This is a genomic window from Kribbella sindirgiensis, assembly GCF_004331435.1.
Lineage (GTDB): Bacteria > Actinomycetota > Actinomycetes > Propionibacteriales > Kribbellaceae > Kribbella > Kribbella sindirgiensis.
Map to the genome: position 1 here is coordinate 433,442 of NZ_SJKA01000002.1, position 13,237 is coordinate 446,678.

Annotated in this window: 16 protein-coding genes; 9 read left to right on the top strand and 7 right to left on the bottom strand. The window is 68.7% G+C overall.

Annotated elements, in window-relative coordinates; genetic code table 11:
- Window positions 1–70: 70 nt before the first annotated feature.
- Window positions 71–697 (bottom strand): DUF4245 domain-containing protein, encoded by a 627-nt coding sequence (locus E0H50_RS06680; RefSeq protein WP_131285705.1) that lies wholly within the window; start codon window positions 695–697, stop codon window positions 71–73.
- Window positions 698–846: 149 nt separating this feature from the next.
- Here E0H50_RS06680 and glpX point away from each other — a divergent pair, with 149 nt between their 5' ends.
- From glpX to E0H50_RS06695, 3 genes are read left to right on the top strand one after another with little or no spacing between them, the layout of a single operon-like run.
- Window positions 847–1,881: a class II fructose-bisphosphatase gene (gene glpX, locus E0H50_RS06685; protein WP_131285706.1), complete on the top strand. Its 1,035-nt coding sequence runs from the start codon at window positions 847–849 to the stop codon at window positions 1,879–1,881.
- Window positions 1,878–2,822 (top strand): carbohydrate kinase family protein, encoded by a 945-nt coding sequence (locus tag E0H50_RS06690; protein ID WP_131285707.1) that lies wholly within the window; start codon window positions 1,878–1,880, stop codon window positions 2,820–2,822. Before glpX ends, E0H50_RS06690 begins: the two co-directional genes overlap by 4 nt.
- 3 nt (window positions 2,823–2,825) lie before the next feature.
- Window positions 2,826–3,299, top strand: coding sequence for a hypothetical protein (locus tag E0H50_RS06695; protein WP_131285708.1), 474 nt, complete (start codon window positions 2,826–2,828; stop codon window positions 3,297–3,299).
- Here E0H50_RS06695 and E0H50_RS06700 read toward each other — a convergent pair.
- Window positions 3,288–3,956 (bottom strand): FadR/GntR family transcriptional regulator, encoded by a 669-nt coding sequence (locus E0H50_RS06700; RefSeq protein WP_238150810.1) that lies wholly within the window; start codon window positions 3,954–3,956, stop codon window positions 3,288–3,290. The two genes, E0H50_RS06695 and E0H50_RS06700, sit on opposite strands and share 12 nt — an antisense overlap.
- A gap of 187 nt (window positions 3,957–4,143) precedes the next feature.
- Between E0H50_RS06700 and E0H50_RS06705 the strand changes: the two genes are divergently transcribed.
- From E0H50_RS06705 to E0H50_RS06715, 3 genes are all read left to right on the top strand, one after another.
- A complete protein-coding gene (locus E0H50_RS06705) occupies window positions 4,144–5,472 on the top strand; it encodes a 2-isopropylmalate synthase (RefSeq protein WP_238150811.1) in 1,329 nt (442 codons plus the stop codon).
- Window positions 5,460–6,248: an ABC transporter ATP-binding protein gene (locus E0H50_RS06710; protein ID WP_131285710.1), complete on the top strand. Its 789-nt coding sequence runs from the start codon at window positions 5,460–5,462 to the stop codon at window positions 6,246–6,248. The genes E0H50_RS06705 and E0H50_RS06710 overlap by 13 nt, the downstream gene beginning before the upstream one ends.
- A gap of 92 nt (window positions 6,249–6,340) precedes the next feature.
- Window positions 6,341–6,823 carry a hypothetical protein gene (locus E0H50_RS06715; protein ID WP_131285711.1) on the top strand — a complete coding sequence of 161 codons (483 nt, stop codon included), beginning with the start codon at window positions 6,341–6,343 and terminating at the stop codon, window positions 6,821–6,823.
- Here the strand turns inward: E0H50_RS06715 and E0H50_RS06720 are convergent.
- Window positions 6,820–7,512, bottom strand: a complete 693-nt coding sequence (locus E0H50_RS06720; protein ID WP_131285712.1) for a DUF1707 SHOCT-like domain-containing protein — start codon at window positions 7,510–7,512, stop codon at window positions 6,820–6,822. The two genes, E0H50_RS06715 and E0H50_RS06720, sit on opposite strands and share 4 nt — an antisense overlap.
- A gap of 127 nt (window positions 7,513–7,639) precedes the next feature.
- Here E0H50_RS06720 and E0H50_RS06725 point away from each other — a divergent pair, with 127 nt between their 5' ends.
- The gene (locus E0H50_RS06725; RefSeq protein WP_131285713.1) at window positions 7,640–9,304 is read left to right on the top strand and encodes a fumarate hydratase; all 1,665 of its coding nucleotides are present in this window, start codon (window positions 7,640–7,642) and stop codon (window positions 9,302–9,304) included.
- Window positions 9,305–9,387: 83 nt separating this feature from the next.
- Complete coding sequence (locus tag E0H50_RS06730) at window positions 9,388–9,810, top strand: nitroreductase/quinone reductase family protein (RefSeq protein ID WP_165547015.1); 423 nt, start codon at window positions 9,388–9,390, stop codon at window positions 9,808–9,810.
- Window position 9,811: 1 nt separating this feature from the next.
- Here E0H50_RS06730 and E0H50_RS42785 read toward each other — a convergent pair whose 3' ends face one another.
- From E0H50_RS42785 to E0H50_RS06740, 3 genes are read right to left on the bottom strand one after another with little or no spacing between them, the layout of a single operon-like run.
- Complete coding sequence (locus E0H50_RS42785; protein WP_165547016.1) at window positions 9,812–9,970, bottom strand: hypothetical protein; 159 nt, start codon at window positions 9,968–9,970, stop codon at window positions 9,812–9,814.
- A gap of 55 nt (window positions 9,971–10,025) precedes the next feature.
- Window positions 10,026–10,694: a ribonuclease FAU-1 family protein gene (locus tag E0H50_RS06735; protein WP_131285715.1), complete on the bottom strand. Its 669-nt coding sequence runs from the start codon at window positions 10,692–10,694 to the stop codon at window positions 10,026–10,028.
- A gap of 8 nt (window positions 10,695–10,702) precedes the next feature.
- On the bottom strand, window positions 10,703–12,106 hold the full coding sequence (locus E0H50_RS06740) for a class II fumarate hydratase (RefSeq protein WP_131285716.1): 1,404 nt from the start codon (window positions 12,104–12,106) through the stop codon (window positions 10,703–10,705).
- An 84-nt stretch (window positions 12,107–12,190) separates the two neighbouring features.
- Between E0H50_RS06740 and E0H50_RS06745 the strand changes: the two genes are divergently transcribed.
- The gene (locus tag E0H50_RS06745; protein WP_131285717.1) at window positions 12,191–12,568 is read left to right on the top strand and encodes a DUF3224 domain-containing protein; all 378 of its coding nucleotides are present in this window, start codon (window positions 12,191–12,193) and stop codon (window positions 12,566–12,568) included.
- Here the strand turns inward: E0H50_RS06745 and E0H50_RS06750 are convergent.
- Window positions 12,553–13,197 carry a spermine/spermidine synthase domain-containing protein gene (locus tag E0H50_RS06750; RefSeq protein WP_131285718.1) on the bottom strand — a complete coding sequence of 215 codons (645 nt, stop codon included), beginning with the start codon at window positions 13,195–13,197 and terminating at the stop codon, window positions 12,553–12,555. The two genes, E0H50_RS06745 and E0H50_RS06750, sit on opposite strands and share 16 nt — an antisense overlap.
- Window positions 13,198–13,237: the final 40 nt, after the last annotated feature.

Sequence of the window (13,237 nt, forward strand, 5' to 3'; positions counted from 1 at the left end):
CCGTCCGGAAAGTGGGCGGAAATGACCGGAAAATGGGCAGCCTGCGGCCTACCGCAGGTCAGCACAAATATCAGCGCAGGACCGAAGCGAACGCTTCAAGCGCCGGATATCCGGCATTTCCGGCGACGATCGTCGTCACCCCGGAACCCACCAGGAGCAAGGCGTTCTCGTTCTTCCGGTCGAGCAGCACCTTGCGTTGCCAGGTCACGCCGCCGACCGACGTCGTACCGTCGTCCGACGTCCGGCCGAGCTTCTCGGCGACGTATTTCCCGCCGCTGACATTCGACTGCTCGAGGCCGACGTATTTCTTCTCGTTCGTCACGATCCCGAGGTGCCAGGTGATCGGCTCCTGCTGCGGGGTGCGGAACTCCACGCTGGTCGCGGTCCAGCCGGACGGCATCGGCTCCGGTCCGCGGACCCAGGAGGCGGCCTTGCGGGCATCCTGCAACTGGGCGGTGTACTCGACCGCCTTGGGCTCCGCCTCTTTCTTCGGGCGCCACGTGACGGTGATCAGGAACGCGACCACGGCGAGGCAGATCACCAGCGCGAACACCATGTTCCCGACGGTCTGCGACTTCCGCTTGTCCCGCCGGTACGCCTGCCGGTACTCGTTCGCCTCCGCCTGGATCTGCGCCTTCTCGCGCGCCTTCTCCTGCGCTGCGGCGTCGTTGGAAGCGCCCTGACCTGTCGAACTCATACCGACAGTGTCTCGCGAGGTGCAATCCGCCCGAACAGCGGCCAAGGACGTTGGCTACGATCCGTTGGCATGAGCGAGCGCAGCGAGCGAACAACAACAGAGCCGACCTTGTCGCTCATGCTGGAGCCGAGCGCCAGCGAGGCGGAAGCATGAGCGACCCGACTACGCCACCTGCCCATCTCGAGGTCGACGCGCACGCGCCCGACCGGAACCTGGCGCTCGAACTGGTCCGGGTCACCGAGGCCGCGGCGATGGCGGCGGGCCGCTGGGTCGGCCGCGGCGACAAGAACGGCGCCGACGGCGCGGCGGTGAACGCGATGCGTACGCTGATCGGCACTGTCGGTATGGACGGTGTCGTGGTGATCGGCGAGGGCGAGAAGGACAACGCCCCGATGCTCTACAACGGCGAGCAGGTCGGCTCCGGCGAAGGCCCGGCCTGCGACGTGGCGGTCGACCCGGTCGACGGTACGACGCTGGTCGCGAAGGGCATGGCCAACGGCATCGCGGTGATGGCGGTGTCCGCGCGCAACTCGATGTACGACCCGTCCGCGGTCTTCTACATGGAGAAGCTCGTCGTCGGACCGGAGGCGGCCGAGGTGGTCGACATCCGGCTCCCGGTCGCCGAGAACATCCGCCGCGTCGCGAAGGCGAAGGGCAGCTCGGTCGACGACGTCACCGTCGTACTGCTGGACCGTCCGCGGCACGACGAGCTCGCCACCCAGATCCGCGCCACCGGCGCCCGGATCAAGTTCATCTCCGACGGCGACGTGGCCGGCGCGGTCGAGGCGGCCCGTCCGGACACCGGTCTGGACATGCTGCTCGGTATCGGCGGTACGCCGGAAGGCATCATCGCCGCCTGCGCGATGAAGTGCCTGGGCGGGAAGATCCAGGGCAAGCTCTGGCCGCGGAACGACGCGGAGCGGCAGCAGGCGCTCGACGCCGGGCACGACCTGGACCAGGTGCTCGACACCGACGACCTGGTGAGCGGCGACGACTGCTTCTTCGTCGCGACCGGCATCACCGACGGCGAACTGCTCCGCGGGGTCCGCTACGGCCGCTCGACCGCCCGTACGCACTCGCTCGTGATGCGCTCGCGCAGCGGCACGATCCGTTCCATCGAAAGCGTCCACCAGCTCGAGAAGCTCCGCGCGTACTCCGCCATCGACTTCGAGCACGCCCGATGAGCACACCTGTCCTCGTCATCGGCGAGGCTCTCGTGGACATCGTCGGGACCGCTGCCAAGAACCGCAACGGCAACGGCAAGCCGAAGGCGATCCCCGGCGGGTTCGCCGCGAACGTCGCGGTCGGGCTCGCGCGGATGGGCGTCCCGACCGAGCTGGTGGCCCGCTTCGGCACCGATCCGTACGGCGACCTGCTCGGCGCGCACCTGTTCGGGAACGGGGTCCAGCTCGCGCCCGGGACGGTGGATCCCGCCGTCCGGACCAGCACCGCGACCGCGACCCTGGACGCCGACGGGGTGGCGACCTACAAGTTCGACATGACCTGGGACCCGCCGGCGCTGTCGCTGACCCGCGGCTGCCCGGCGATCCACACCGGGTCGATCGCGATGATGCTCGAGCCTGGGGCGAGCGCGATTCGTGAGTTCCTGAAGTCGGTCGCGGATCAGCCCGTGACGGTCACGCTCGACCCGAACGCGCGGCCGGCGATCACCCCCGATCCGGTGCCGGCGTGGGCCGCCGTTCGCGAACTCGCGGCCCTGTCCGACCTGGTGAAGCTGAGCGACGAGGACTGCGAGTTCTTCCGGCCCGGTGTCTCGCTCGACGACATCGCGGAGGAGCTGCTGACGGCCGAGCGGACGCAGTGCGTGGTGATCACTCGCGGCGGAAGCGGCGCGCTCGGCGTCGGCCGGGGTGTGCGGGTCGAGGTTTCCGCACCGACGATCGAGGTGGTCGACACAGTGGGCGCCGGCGACTCTCTGATGGCGGCTCTGATCACCGGACTGCTCCGGCGCGGGTTGCTCGGCGAGCGGCGGCTGGCTGGACTGACGGTCGAGGACCTGCGGGACGTCGTCGACTACGCGGTGAAGGCGGCGGCGATCACCTGCACCCGCCACGGCGCCGACCCGCCGACCGCTGCCGAGCACACGGAGAAGTGGGGTTCCTGAGAGGTGTCTGCCGAGAGCTGGAGCTCCGAACTGGAGTCCAACGGCAGCGTGGACTTTCGCCCGCGCCGCAGCAGGCTCGCGGTGCGGCTGGTGGGCTTCGGTCTGCTGATGGTGCTGTCGGCCTGGACGAACGTCGAGCACCTGCGCGCGGACGGGATCTCGGGCGCACTCGGCGTACTGCGGCTGACAGCGCTCGCGGCGTTCGTCTACGGCACCGGCTGGACCGCGTGGCAGCTGATCACCAACCGCCCGGTCATCACGGTGGACGCCGAGGGCATCACCCGGGGCCGCAGCCTGCGGTGGTCCGGCATCACCAGCATCGACGAGCCCGCCGGCTGGCCGTTGGCGCGCGCGGTGCAGGTGAACCCGGCGGACCGCCGTACGCGGCCGATCTCCATCCCGCAGGACAACGTCGAGGACCTCAACGCCCTCACGCCCTGGCTGCGCTCACTCCACGAGCGACATCTAGCGGATTGAGCTCCGTACGGCGCTGAGGTGGTCGCGGGAGCGCGCCGCGGCGAGGTCCGGGTCCTTGGCGCGGATGGCGTCCGCAATCGCCTCGTGGGCGGCCTGGTCGTGGCGATGCCGGTGCTCCTCGTCGAGCTTGAGCATGTCGATCATCGCCCGCCGGATCCGCGGCACGAACGTGTCGAACAGCTCCGTGAGTACGGCGTTGTGCGCGGCCGTCACCACCGCGCGGTGGAACGCGAGATCGGCCTCGATGTACCAGTCGTCGGGCGCCTTCACCGCGGCCCGCTGACGGTCCGCGAGCGTGTAGCGGAAGTTCTTCAGGTCGGCCGGGGTACGACGGGTCGCCGCCAGCCGGGCGGCCTCGGTCTCGATCGCCAGCCGGCCTTCCAGTACGTCGGTGATGTCGGCCTTGCGCAGCACCTTGTCCCAGTCCTCGGCGGCCTGGAGCGCGATCACGAACACGCCCGCGCCCTGCCGGCTCTCCAGCACCCGCCGGCCGGCCAGTTCCCGCACGGCCTCGCGGATGGTGGACCGCCCGACGCCGAGCTGCGCGGCCAGCGTGGTCTCTCCGGGAAGCTTGGCGCCGAGGGCCCATTCACCGCTCCCGATCCGGCGCAGCAACTCCTCGGCTGCCTGCTCGGCCAGGGGGTGACGACGAATCATGGCGGACATTCTAGAGACAGGTCAGGTTGTCAGCTTGTCTGAGGAGTTGATACGGTGCTCGGCATGCGCTTGCTTCCGGGTCTCCTCCTTCTTGGCCGCCACGGCGGGAGCTGATTCGACCGGCGCTCCCTCCGTGGAGTGCAGTCGTCCGCCGGTCCTCCCCCGTTCCCCGGAAGGACCACCCGTCATGAACCGTCAGCAGCCCTCCCCGATGCCCAGCCACCGCTACCGCGACATCTTCGCCAGGGTCCCGGTCGCACCCGTCGACCGCACCTGGCCGGACCGCCGGATCACTCAGGCGCCGCTCTGGGTGCCGGTCGACCTCCGGGACGGCAACCAGGCGCTGGCCGACCCGATGGACCCTGAGCGCAAGCGCCGGTTCTTCGAGCTGATGGTTGCCATCGGCTACAAAGAGATCGAGGTCGGCTACCCGTCCGCGTCCCAGACCGACTTCGACTTCGTCCGCCTGCTGGCGGAGTCCGACCTGGTCCCCGACGACGTCACGATCGTCGTGTTCACTCCGGCGCGCGCGGACCTGATCGCCAGGACAGTCGAGTCGGTCGCCGGGATGCGCGGCGACGTGGTGATCCACATGTACGCCGCGACCGCGCCGGTCTGGCGGGACGTCGTACTGCGTCGTACGCGGGACGAACTGGCGTCGATGATCTACGCCGGGTCCCAGGAGATCCTGCGGCTGGCCGGGGACTCGGTGCGGTTCCAGTTCTCTCCCGAGGTCTACAACCTGACCGAGCCGGACTACGTGCTCGAACTGGCGGACCACCTCACCAAGCAGTGGGACGCGACGCCGGAGCGGCCCGTGATCCTGAACCTGCCCGCGACGATCGAGGCCGCGACACCGAACGTGTACGCCGACCAGATCGAGTACATGCACCAGAACCTGCCGCGCCGCGACGGCGTCATCCTGTCCGTGCATCCGCACAACGACCGCGGTACGGGGGTCGCTTGCGCAGAGCTAGCAGTGCTAGCGGGAGCGCAGCGCGTCGAGGGCTGCGTCTTCGGCAACGGCGAACGCACCGGCAACGTCGACATCGCCACCCTCGCGCTCAACCTGCACGCGCAGGGCGTCGACCCGATGATCGACTTTTCCGACATCGACGGGATCCGCTCGGTGGTCGAGTACTGCACCCGGATGCCGATCCATCCGCGGCACCCGTACGTCGGGGAACTCGTCTACACCGCCTTCTCGGGGACCCATCAGGACGCGATCCGGAAAGGGTTCGCCGTCCAGGGGCCCGGTGTCTGGGAAGTGCCTTATCTGCCGATCGATCCGGCGGACGTGGGGCGCGGGTACGAGGCCGTCGTACGGGTGAACAGCCAGTCCGGTAAGGGCGGGATCGCGCACGTACTGGAGTCTGTGTACGGCATTCGGCTGTCTCCGGAACAGGAGCGGGAGTTCGCGCAGCACGTACAGCGACGTACGGACGCGAGCGGGCGGGAAGCGAGTGCGGAGGAGTTGAAGGCGATGTACGAGGAGGTCTACGGGTGCTCGAACTGAAGGACGTCGACTTCGTCCGGGACGGCAAGGCGTTGCTGTCCGGGGTGTCGCTGACCGCGGGCGAGGGTGAGCGGTGGGCGCTGCTCGGGCCGAACGGTGCGGGCAAGAGCACACTGCTCGGGCTGTGCGGCGCGGTCACGCATCCGACCCGCGGTACGGTCGAGATCCTCGGACGCCGCCTCGGTACGGTCGACATTCGCACCCTGCGGGAATCCATCGGGCACGTGAATCCGCGGCACCCGCTGCGGTCGCCGCTGAACATCCAGGACGTCGTACTGACCGGTCTCACCGGGACGATCGAACGCATGCCGCGCTGGCAGCCGACACCTGCGCAGGAGGCGCGCGCTCTCGAACTGATCGACCTGCTCGGGATCGGCGGGCTGGCCGGCGCGCACTGGACCACGCTGTCCCAGGGCGAGCGTGGTCGCGCACTGATCGCGCGGGCGCTGATCTCCGACCCGCGGTTGCTCCTGCTGGACGAGCCGTCGACGGGCCTGGACGTCGCGGCGCGCGAGCAGCTGCTGGAGACGCTCGATCAGATCCACCTGAGCCACCCGCACCTGACGTGGGTCCTCGTCACCCACCACCTCGAGGAACTCCCCACCTGTACGACGCACGCCGCCCTCCTCCGCAAGGGGCAGGTGCTGTCCGCCGGGCCGGTCGACGACGTGATCAGCACCGAACTGATCTCGGCAACGTTCGACCACCCAATCGAAATCAACCGCCACGCCGGCCGCTGGACCGCCACCACCCAACGAGGCACCCGACACCACTGAGCACTCCGAGTACGGCGCATGCGCCGAGTGTGGTGCACTACAGTGGTCCCGCTCCGGGGGGAGTCGTGAGGGCTGGGGGCAACATGACCGTGATGGGTGAACGGCTGCCTGAGGCGTGGATGGTCGAGTGGCACCGCAACGGCCGCGTCGAGTTCCCACTCCGCCGCTGGTCGTTCCTGCAGTTCCCGCTGCTGTTGCTGCTTCCCCTGGGCGTCATGGGCCTGAACAGCGTCGCAGACATGCACGACGGCGGGTGGCCCGTCCCCGCCTACCTACTGATCACCGGGTACGCCGGGGTTGTCATCACCATCGCGTGGCAGCTCATCACCCAACGCCCGGTCCTCGTCATCGACCACCGAGGCATCCACCAAGGCCGCCGCCGCTTCATGCCCTGGGACGAGATCGGCTCCATCGGCCCCATCTCCGGCCCCAAGATGGCCCGCCACATCCAGATCAACCCCAAGAACGTCTGGGCCAAGAACCTGACGCTCACCCAGCAACACGTCAACGACCTGCAAGCTCTGCAGACCTGGCTCCAGGACGTGTTGGAGGAGCGCCGGAAGGCGGGTGTCTAGGTCAGGCCGAGGCGCTTGGACAGGCGGGGGCCGCGTTTGATCTTGATCTCGCCGAGGATGGCCGTGCCGCGGATGTGGAAGCGTTTGGGGGCGGTGGGCTGCGCGTTCGGGTCGGGGACGGCTTTGAGGCCGGCTTCCTGTTCGGAGACGGAGCCGAGGATCGGGTTGCTGTCGAGCAGGACGATCGCGTTCTGCGGGACCCGGATCTTCACGTCGGCGAGGATCGACTTCACGTCGATCGTGATCTCGTCGAACGGGATCTGCGCCTCGGTGTAGTCGAGCGTGACGTCGCCGAGCACCGCGTTCACCTCTTGGCGCTGCGGGACCAGCCAGCCGCCCATCCGCTTCGACTCGGACATGAACACGTTGATCACCGGCCCGGTCTCCACCAGCGCGCCGCCGTACTGCGGGGTGGTGGTCGACGGCACGCTCTGCGCACGCGGGCCGTTCGGCAGGTCGGCGGTCAGCTCGACGAGTTCGCCGTACGTCTTGGAGGCGTACAGCGTCTCGAGCCGGTCCTCGAGCTCGGTGTACGACAGCCGGCCCTCGCCCGCGGCGTCGCGGAGAATGTCGGCGACCTCCTCCCGCTCGAGGTCGGACACGCGCCGTCGCAGCGCCGGATCGTCACCGCCCTGCGCGGGCACGACATCCTGCGGGCGGTTCTCCTGGGGAACGTCATCCTGGGCCACCCCAAAACCATACGCGGGCCGACCACCGCCCGCAGACCCGTTTCCTCCCCGATTCACCCCTGATCCGACCCCTGAGCCAGAGGCCTAGACTTGGGCGTCCAGTCCAGTTTGTGTGGAGGTATGCCCGGTGTCTGCCGACTTCAACTACTCCGACCTGTTGCCGTTGGGTGCCGACGAGACGGAGTACCGGCTGCTGACGACGGAGGGTGTCAGCACGTTCACCGCAGGCGATCGGACGTTCCTGCAGATCCAGCCGGACGTCCTGCAGGCGCTGACCGCCGAGGCGATGCACGACATCTCGCACTACCTGCGCACCGCGCACCTCGCGCAGCTGCGCCGGATCATCGACGACCCGGAGGCGTCCGGGAACGACCGGTTCGTCGCGCTCGACCTGCTGAAGAACGCGAACATCTCGGCCGGCGGCGTCCTCCCGATGTGCCAGGACACCGGCACCGCGATCGTGATGGGCAAGAAGTCCGAGGGCGTCCTGACCGGCGCGGTCGACGAGGAGTGGATCAGCCGCGGCGTGTACGACGCCTACACCAAGCTGAACCTGCGCTACTCGCAGATGGCCCCGCTGACCATGTGGGATGAGAAGAACACCGGCTCCAACCTCCCGGCGCAGATCGAGCTGTACTCGACGCCTCAGCACGGCGACCCGGCGTACAAGTTCCTGTTCATGGCCAAGGGCGGCGGCTCCGCGAACAAGTCGTTCCTCTACCAGGAGACCAAGGCGGTGCTGAACCCGTCGCGGATGATGGAGTTCCTGGACGAGAAGATCCGTTCTCTCGGTACGGCGGCCTGCCCGCCGTACCACCTCGCGGTCGTGGTCGGCGGTACGTCGGCGGAGTACGCGCTGAAGACCGCGAAGTACGCCTCCGCGCACTACCTCGACACGCTGCCGACCACGGGATCGCCGGTGGGGCACGGGTTCCGGGACGTGGAGCTGGAGGAGGAGGTCTTCAAGCTGACGCAGGAGTTCGGGATCGGCGCGCAGTTCGGCGGGAAGTACTTCTGCCACGACGTCCGCGTGATCCGGCTACCGCGGCACGGCGCGTCCTGCCCGGTCGCGATCGCGGTGTCCTGCTCGGCGGACCGGCAGGCGCTGGCGAAGATCACGCCGGAAGGTGTGTTCCTCGAGCAGCTCGAGCGCGACCCGGCGCGGTTCCTGCCGGACACCACCGACGAGCACCTGTCCGACGACACCGACGTCGTACGCGTCGACCTGAACCGGCCGATGAGCGAGATCCGCGCCGAGCTGTCCAAGCTTCCGGTGAAGACGCGGCTGTCGCTGACCGGGCCGCTGGTGGTGGCGCGGGACATCGCGCACGCGAAGATCAAGGAGCGGCTGGACGCGGGCGAGCCGATGCCGTCGTACCTGCGGGACCACGCGGTGTACTACGCGGGGCCGGCGAAGACGCCCGAGGGTTATGCGTCCGGGTCGTTCGGGCCGACGACGGCGGGGCGGATGGATGCGTACGTCGATCAGTTCCAGGCGGCCGGTGGGTCGTTCGTCATGCTTGCCAAGGGCAACCGATCGGCGAAGGTGACGGCGGCGTGCAAGGAGCACGGCGGGTTCTACCTCGGGTCGATCGGCGGGCCGGCCGCGCGGCTCGCGCAGGACTGCATCAAGTCGGTCGACGTGATCGAGTACCCGGAGCTCGGCATGGAGGCGATCTGGAAGATCCAGGTCGAGGACTTCCCCGCCTTCATCGTCGTCGACGACAAAGGCAACGACTTCTTCACCGACACGCGGAAGCCCGTCCCGCTGACGGTCCGCCCGCGCAGCTGACGGGTTCTCCCCGGGCGGAGATGCGGGGCGAGGGCTTGACCTTGGCCGGCCGTCGCCGGACGCTCGGGGTGGGGGTGGTGGTGATGGGCAAGCGGATGTTGCGGGTGGGTGGCCGGATCGGCGTGTGGATGTACAAGACGCTGGACGGGCGGTGGGCGAGTGGGAGCAAGGACGTGCATGTCCTGATGCTCACCACCCCCGGCCGCCGGACAGGCGTACCGCGGTCGACGTGCGTGCGGTACCTCGACACGCCCGACGGCCTGCTCGTCTGGGGAACCGGGTCGGGCTCGCCGCAGGATCCGGACTGGTTTCGCAACCTTCGCGCGGCGCAGACGACCGACGTACAGATCGGCGCCGTGCACACCACGATGCGCGCACGGGAGCTGACCGATCCGGAGCGGCACACTGTCTGGACCGACGTGATCCTCCGCGAGGACCCCCGGATCGGCAAGTACGCGACGAAGGCTCAGCGGACGATCCCCGTCGCCGTACTGGAACCGGCCTGACTCAGCCGGCCTTGGAGTCGACGACCTCGGGCAATTTGAGCATGACCTTCTTGGCGGCCTGGACGAGATCTGCTTCGTTGTGGCCGAAAGCCTGGAGGTAGCTCCTGAGCGCGGATCGCAGAAGCTGAAGCTCCTCTGCTTGCAACTCGATGGTGTACATATCTCCAAGCTAAGTCCGTACCAGCCAGATGCAACCGCTCGTGACCCACCTGTTGTCAGCCGCTGTGGAGCTCCTCCGCGATCAGATCCGGCTGGTGAGAGGTCGGCGCGACGGGCACCCGCCAGGCCGGCGGAGCGGACCAGGTCTGCCAGTCGTCGGAGAACGGCGACGTCCAGGCCTCGATGTCACGGATCGCAGCGTGCGCGTCGGCGACGATCTGCTCGGCTTCGGCCGTGGTGAACCGCCCGGCGCCGACCGCACCCTCCAGCTCGTCCTCGTCCTTCCACTCGATGCTGCGGTCCGGGTTGATCCAGAGATCGAGCACATGATCGACAGTGCTGGTACGCCGGGATGCCGCGTCGCGCACATGCTCACGCTCGAGATTCACGTACCACCCGTGGAAGGTCCCGTCGGCGCCCCAGAAGTACCAGACCGACCATGGCTTCCCCGATGGGGACACCTTGAGGATCCCGGTCCCGCGCCAGACGTCGAGCTTCAGCACCCGGTCCGCGGTGAACATCCCGATCGGACCGGCGTGCCGCAGCTCGTGCCCGTCGGTGAGTACCGATTTGAGCAGTGGCGTGCCCGGCGCGAGCCACGCGACCAGCCCGTCCGCGTCGTCACGCACGACCGTCATCGGCCGCACGGTCGGCTTGTCCGCATGCGGCCCCCAGCCTTCGTACACCCACTCGATTGTCGTCCCCGGCTCCCAGTACCGCGTCATGCCATCGGTCACGACTGCGCCGGCCGGGTCATGGACAGTACGTCGAGGGCCGCGTCCAGCTGCTCCTCGGTGAGGTCGCCCTTCTCGACGTGACCGTTCTCGATCACGACCTCGCGGATCGTTTTCCCTTGTTTCAAAGCACTCTTGGCGACGGCGGCCGCGTTCTCGTACCCGATGTAGCGGTTCAGCGGGGTCACGATCGACGGTGACGACTCGGCCAGCGCGCGGGCGTGATCGACGTTCGCGGTGATGCCGTCGACGCAGCGGTCGGCGAGCAGGCGGGAGCTGTTCGCCAGCAGGCTGATGGATTCGAGCAGGTTGCGCGCGATCACCGGCAGCATCACGTTCAGCTCGAAGTTGCCTCCGGCACCGGCCACGGTGATGGTGGTGTCGTTGCCGATCACCTGCGCGGCGACCATCAGCGTCGCCTCGCAGATCACCGGGTTCACCTTGCCCGGCATGATGCTCGACCCGGGTTGCAGGTCCGGTAGTGCGATCTCGCCGAGCCCGGCCCGCGGCCCGGAACCCATCCAGCGCAGGTCGTTGCAGATCTTCGTCAGGCTGACCGCGATCGTCTTCAGCTGCCCGGACAGCTCGACCAGACCGTCACGCGCGCCCTGAGCCTCGAAGTGGTCCTCGGCCTCGGTCAGCTCCAGCCCGGTCCGGCGGTTCAGCTCGGTGATCACCGCGGCCGCGAACCCGGGCGGCGTGTTGATCCCGGTCCCGACCGCTGTGCCGCCCAGCGGCAGCTCGGCGACCCGCGGGAGCGTCGCCCGGACGCGCGCGGCGCCGCGGCTGATCTGCTGGGCGTAGCCGTTGAACTCCTGCCCGAGCGTCACCGGGGTCGCGTCCATCAGGTGCGTCCGCCCGGACTTCACCACCTCGGCGAACTCGGATCCCTTACGGGACAGGGAATCCGCGAGGTGCTCGAGCGCGGGCAGCAGCTCCTGCACGACGCCGGCGGTGGCCGCGACGTGGATCGCCGACGGGAAGGTGTCATTGCTGGACTGCGACGCGTTGACGTGATCGTTCGGGTGCACGTCCGCGCCGAGCGCGCGGGTGGCGAGGGTGGCCAGGACCTCGTTGGCGTTCATGTTCGTCGACGTCCCCGAACCGGTCTGGAAGACGTCGATCGGGAACTCCGCGTCGAACTCCCCCGCGGCCACCTGGTCCGCGGCGGCCACGATCGCGGCCGACCGGTCCGCGTCGAGCACCCCGAGCGACGCGTTCACGACCGCGGCCGAGGCCTTGATCTGCGCGAGCGCGTGCACGAGCGCCGGCGCCAGCGGCCGCCCGGAGATCGGGAAGTTCTCCACCGCACGCTGCGTCTGCGCCCGCCACAACGCGTCCCGAGGCACCCTGACCTCGCCCATCGTGTCGTGCTCGATCCTGAATTCCGCGTCATCACCCATGCCAAAAAGAGTACGTCGATCGGCGTTGTCGGAACGCCCTGATAGACAAGCTGTGGACAACGACACAACCGGAGGGGCGACGGGATGAAGTTCACCCAGACGTTCGAGATCACCCAGTGGGAGCAGGCGGCGTACGACGAGACGGGAACGATCCAGCTCGGCCGCGCGACCGTGGGAAAGACGTTCACCGGCAACGATCTCGACGGCACCAGTGCGGCCGAGCTCCTGATGGTGGGGACCACCGACGGTCCGGCGGCGTACACCGCGGTCGAGCGGTTCACCGGGACGCTGGGCGGACGGAAGGGCTCGTTCGTGATGCTGCACGGCGCGAGCGCCGACCAGACGTCGTCACCGGGCAAGATCGTCGCCGCGGAGGGCGACCTGGCCGGGCTGACCGGCACGATCGTCTACGAGCACGACGAGCAGGGCGCCCGGGTGACTGTGGACTACGAGCTGCCTTGATAGACGTAGTACAGCTCGGGCCTGCCCTGGAGTTCGACCGGGACGGGTTTCACGGCGCAGGTCCCGAAGACCGAGCCGACGGCGGTTTCCAGGGCAGCTGACGCGGACGAGGACCAGACGGTCAGGACGCCGCCGGCGCGGAGCTTGCTGCGACAGGTGGTCAGGAAGCCGGACGAGTAGATGGCCGAGTTCTCGTTGTAGACAAGGAAGTCCGGGCCGTTGTCGACGTCCAGCAGGATTGCGTCGACGGACGCGTCGGGGAGGTCCGTGACGACCGCGCGGACGTCATCGACCACGACACCGACTCGAGGGTCGTCGAGGATCGACGGGACCAGACCGGAGCGCATCCAGGACACCACGTCAGGCTCGATCTCCGCGACGATCACCTGACCGAGGCGGGAGTCGGCCAGCAGCGCGCGGACCGTGTACCCGAGCCCCAGCCCACCGACAAGCACCCGATCCGGATGCCGTACCGCCTCCAGCGCCGCCGACGCCAGCAGCTCCTCGCTCGATGTCTCCTGGTCGTCCATCACGAAGACGCCGTTGACCCGCAACTCCAACGCCCCGTCGTCGCGCCGCCGCAGCACCAGCTCGCCCCGCTCACCGCGACTCCGCGCCAACTCCGTCACGCGCACATCCTCCCCCATCCCTTTACGTCCGAAGAAGTCG

What these genes read in the sequence shown, in the direction of transcription:
- E0H50_RS06680 (WP_131285705.1), bottom strand. Translation starts at nt 697, where the DNA reads ATGAGTTCGACAGGTCAGGGCGCTTCCAACGACGCCGCAGCGCAGGAG.
- glpX (WP_131285706.1), top strand. Translation starts at nt 847, where the DNA reads ATGAGCGACCCGACTACGCCACCTGCCCATCTCGAGGTCGACGCGCAC.
- E0H50_RS06690 (WP_131285707.1), top strand. Translation starts at nt 1,878, where the DNA reads ATGAGCACACCTGTCCTCGTCATCGGCGAGGCTCTCGTGGACATCGTC.
- E0H50_RS06700 (WP_238150810.1), bottom strand. Translation starts at nt 3,956, where the DNA reads ATGATTCGTCGTCACCCCCTGGCCGAGCAGGCAGCCGAGGAGTTGCTG.
- E0H50_RS06705 (WP_238150811.1), top strand. Translation starts at nt 4,144, where the DNA reads ATGAACCGTCAGCAGCCCTCCCCGATGCCCAGCCACCGCTACCGCGAC.
- E0H50_RS06715 (WP_131285711.1), top strand. Translation starts at nt 6,341, where the DNA reads ATGGGTGAACGGCTGCCTGAGGCGTGGATGGTCGAGTGGCACCGCAAC.
- E0H50_RS06730 (WP_165547015.1), top strand. Translation starts at nt 9,388, where the DNA reads ATGGGCAAGCGGATGTTGCGGGTGGGTGGCCGGATCGGCGTGTGGATG.
- E0H50_RS42785 (WP_165547016.1), bottom strand. Translation starts at nt 9,970, where the DNA reads ATGTACACCATCGAGTTGCAAGCAGAGGAGCTTCAGCTTCTGCGATCC.
- E0H50_RS06735 (WP_131285715.1), bottom strand. Translation starts at nt 10,694, where the DNA reads ATGACGCGGTACTGGGAGCCGGGGACGACAATCGAGTGGGTGTACGAA.
- E0H50_RS06740 (WP_131285716.1), bottom strand. Translation starts at nt 12,106, where the DNA reads ATGGGTGATGACGCGGAATTCAGGATCGAGCACGACACGATGGGCGAG.
- E0H50_RS06745 (WP_131285717.1), top strand. Translation starts at nt 12,191, where the DNA reads ATGAAGTTCACCCAGACGTTCGAGATCACCCAGTGGGAGCAGGCGGCG.